Source organism: Bacteroidales bacterium, assembly GCA_012517825.1.
In the GTDB taxonomy this organism is placed as follows: Bacteria; Bacteroidota; Bacteroidia; order Bacteroidales; family JAAYUG01; genus JAAYUG01.
This window is the reverse complement of the sequence record JAAYUG010000142.1, coordinates 1-4,343: the sequence shown is the minus strand read 5'-3', so window position 1 is coordinate 4,343 and position 4,343 is coordinate 1. Positions and strand designations below refer to the sequence as shown.

Below are 4,343 nucleotides of genomic sequence, written 5' to 3'. Positions count from 1 at the left end.
GGAGAGAAGGTTTATGGCCGCGTTGCCCCCGAAGGAGTAAAGGAAATTCTGAAAGAATACGAATAGCCGGAAGCAGGGACTCTTGCTTTTCGCCGTTGGCCATTCGTCATTTGCAATTGTCTTTACGCTCTGCGCTGGAACGCCGAAACGCTGGAACTTTGGAACATTGGAACGCTGGAACTCTGAAATACATCGCCATTGTCCTTAATCCCCTGACCGGGAATTGGATTAATCTTTAACCGATTGGTCAATAAAAACACAAAAAACAAGTAAACAACTTGTTTCTAGTGACTTATCGAGGTAATCCCGACTGATAAATACATACATTTTAAAAACCGTCTTCAACTTATATTTAATATTATGTTCGTTTTTCGAAATCCCCGAAAAGACTTTTATAGCTGGTTGGCGTAATGTGTCAACCAACTGATATATAATTAATTAAAACCCCACACCTTCTGAAGGCATTCATTAGTTCACACCAAAAAGTTGCTCCTAATGAATTAATCAGGTTTAAGCAAAATTGTATCTTGCTTCGGGTTTCTCTGCATCCGGGTGAAATGGTAATTTTATTGTAAGTTGCTTTATTAAGTAAAATTCAGTCCAACAACCTTCATCAAATGAATTATGAAAAAAACAGCATTATTTTTTTTTGCATGTTGTTTGCCCCGGTGCTTTCTTCTACCGGTATTCTTTATGCAGGGCATGAATTCAACCTGGCGTATTCCGGAGAGAACATCCGTCAGGTTGCTTTTCCCATTGGCGGTCTGGGAGCCGGTATGTTTTGCCTTGAAGGGAACGGATCGCTTTCCCACTTTTCGCTCCGGCACAAACCGGACATGAACAACCGGCCTTTCATTTTTGCTGCCGTGTCGGTAAAGGGATTTGCCAGCGGGGCGCGCATAGCGGAAGGGCCTGTTCAGCCCTGGCGGCTTTTTGGCGAGGAGGGAACCGCAAACGGGGGCCGGCTCTATGGCTGTCCCCGGTTCGATAAGGCCGTCTTTACCTCCCGTTTCCCGTTTGCCAGGGTGGACCTGGAAGATTCTTCCCTTCCCGTTCGGGTCAGCATCAGAGGCTGGAGCCCCTTTATTCCGGGCGATGCCGACAATTCCGGACTTCCCGCAGGTGCCCTGGAGTACACCCTCACCAACTCCTCGGATAAGACAATGGATCTGGTATTTTCGTTTCACAGTTCCAATCTCATGCGGGTGGAACAGCCCAGTATGTGGGGAGGACAGTATGCAGGCCGGGATTCTGTGATGGCTATGCCGGGCGGATTCATTCTTTCCCAGTCGTGTTTGCCCGGGAAGCCATGGTACAGAGGCGACTTTGCCGTCTGGACCGACGATCCTGCGGCAGTTGTTGATTACTGCTGGTTCCGTGGCGGATGGTTCGATGCCCATACCCTGCTATGGAAAGATATCCAGGCCGGAAATACCCCTTCACGCCCTGTCACGCGGGGAGCAGAAGGAGCATCAATTTATGTCCCCCTCACCCTGAACCCGGGATCATCAAAAACTATCCGTATTATGCTGGCATGGTACGTTCCGCATTCTGACCAGCGTTTTGGATGGAGCCCTGACAATGAAACTTTCCGCGAAAAGGTCAATGCAGCGACCTGCGATTCCGGACCAAGCTGCTGTCCGCCCGAAATCACTGCCGGATTTTATGAACCCTGGTATGCCGGTCGTTTTTCGGATATCGGAGAAGTCGCCGCTTACTGGAGCGCACAGTATAAAGCGTTGCAACAAAAGTCGGAACTCTTTTCCGAAACCTTCTTTGCCTCCGACCTTCCTCCTGAAGTGCTGGAAGCTGTTAGTGCCAACCTCACCATTCTGAAATCACCTACCGTATTGCGCCAGAAAGACGGACGTCTCTGGGGCTGGGAAGGATGTTTTGACAAAGGGCAGGGTTGCTGTGAGGGTTCGTGTACCCATGTCTGGAACTATGCCCAGGCAATCAGTCGTCTGTTTCCTGCGCTGGAACGAACCCTCCGCGAAACGGAATTCCGGGTGAGCCAGAACCAGCTTGGGCATCAGAATTTCAGATCTGCGCTTCCGATCCGCGAACCGAACCATGGCTGGCATGCAGCCTCCGACGGACAACTGGGTGGTATTATGAAGGTTTACCGCGAATGGCGGATCTCAGGAGATACCCGATGGATGGAAAACCTGTGGCCCCGGGTAAGAAAATCGCTCGATTACTGCATTGAACAATGGGATCCGAAACATAAGGGTGTGATAGAAGAACCCCACCATAATACCTACGATATCGAATTCTGGGGCCCCGACGGCATGATTACAGGTTTCTACGTGGCCGCGCTTCATGCTGCCATTCAAATGGGCTCATACCTCGGAGATGACATCACCCTTTACCGGGAATTGTATGCCAGGGGGAAAAAGTATCTCGAAACGGAACTCTTCAATGGCAGGTATTTTTTCCAGCGTATCACTACCGAAGGGCTCAGGGCTGAAAATCCGGTTACAGCTTCCCGCAACAGTATCGGCGGGGGTTATTCCGATGAAGCCATGGCATTGCTGGTGAAGGAAGGGCCGAAATACCAGTATGGAAACGGATGCCTTTCCGACGGGGTGCTGGGGGTATGGCTTTCAGAAATGTGCGGGCTTGATCCCGGAATCGACAGGGAAAAGGTAAAGAGCCACCTCCTGTCGGTGTACCGGTACAACTTCAAAACCGATCTCTCCTTGCATGCCAATCTGCAGAGAGCCTCCTATGCCTATGGAAAGGAAGGAGGCCTGCTTCTCTGCACCTGGCCCGACGGGGGAGAACTTTCACTGCCGTTTGTTTATAGCAATGAAGTGTGGACAGGCATTGAATATCAGGTTGCGTCGCATCTGATGCGGATGGGGGAAGTGGAAAAAGGGCTGGAAATAGTCAGGACAGCCCGCAAGCGCTATGATGGTACCGTGCGGAACCCGTTCGATGAATATGAGTGCGGGCACTGGTATGCGCGGGCCATGTCGAGCTATGGATTGTTGCAGGGACTCACGGGCATTTTTCTGGATGCAGTATCAGGCACAATGTACATTGATTCGAAAATCGGAGATAATTTTTCCTGTTTCTTTGCCTGCGAAACCGGTTTTGGCAAAGTCGGCCTGCGAAACGGCAAGCCGTTTGCCGAAGCAGTTTCAGGAACCTTTCCGGTGAAGCAGTTTATTGTAAGCGGAAGAAAAATCGGTAAGCCATAAATACCAGCCATAAAAAATTCATACCGGTAATAAAAAGCAACTCTATCAATGGGTTGGCGCAGTTTCACCAACCTGTTGATTGATAATTCTAAACAAACATAGAACGCGGCATACAAAACAATGGCTCCGTACGGTATTCGAACCGGAAAACCGTATATTTGCCGTGTTTTTACCCTGTAATATGTTTGGCATTGAACATACCGATCCGAAGTCCTCTGCCCGCGCAGGTGTTCTTGTTACCGGCCACGGGGAGGTGCCAACCCCCGCCTTTATGCCGGTGGGTACGGCCGGAACCGTAAAGGGTGTCCACCAGCGGGAACTTCTTCACGATGTAAAAGCCCGGATCATACTGAGCAACACCTACCACCTGTATCTTCGTCCCGGACTTGACGTCATAGCAAAGGCAGGAGGGCTTCACCGGTTTATGAACTGGCAGGGGCCTATCCTTACCGACAGCGGCGGATACCAGGTATTCTCCCTGGCCGAAATCCGGAAGATACGGGAGGAGGGTGCCATGTTCAAAAGCCACATCGACGGTTCGGAGCATCTTTTTACGCCCGAAAATGTGGTGGACATTCAACGAACCATTGGGTCCGACATTATGATGGTGCTTGACGAATGCACCCCCTATCCGTGCGAATACGAATATGCCCGTCTTTCCATGGAACTTACCCACCGCTGGCTCGACAGGGGCCTGCGGCGTTTCAGGGAAACCTCGCCGGCCTATGGGCACAGCCAGATGCTGTTTCCCATAGTGCAGGGCAGTGTTTATGCCGATCTCCGCAAAACTTCGGCCGAGTTTGTCGCTTCGCGAAATGCCGACGGAAATGCCATCGGAGGCCTGTCGGTAGGGGAACCTGCTGAGCTGATGTACGAAATGATTGCCCATGTAACGGCTATCCTGCCGGCCGAAAAACCCCGCTACCTGATGGGTGTGGGAACACCGGCCAATCTGCTGGAAGCCATAGCCCTCGGAATTGATATGTTCGACTGTGTGATTCCCACGCGCAACGGCCGCAACGGCATGCTGTTCACTACCGAGGGAATTATCAACATCCGCAACATCAAATGGAAGGACGATTTTTCCCCGCTCGACCCTGCTGGTATCATTTTTGCTGATGAAACCTATTCAAAAGC

At 50.8% G+C, this 4,343-nt stretch carries 2 protein-coding genes; both read left to right on the top strand.

The annotated features are described in order from the left end of the window. Positions 1 to 617 precede the first annotated feature (617 nt). Positions 618 to 3,206: a hypothetical protein gene (locus GX419_10120; GenBank protein NLI25048.1), complete on the top strand. Its 2,589-nt coding sequence runs from the start codon at positions 618 to 620 to the stop codon at positions 3,204 to 3,206. Positions 3,207 to 3,387: 181 nt separating this feature from the next. Then, the coding region (tgt, locus tag GX419_10115) for a tRNA guanosine(34) transglycosylase Tgt (GenBank protein NLI25047.1) at positions 3,388 to 4,343 on the top strand (956 nt) is incomplete at its 3' end.

Coding starts and splice junctions, on each gene's coding strand:
- GX419_10120 (NLI25048.1), top strand. CDS start 618: ATGAATTATGAAAAAAACAGCATTATTTTTTTTTGCATGTTGTTTGCC.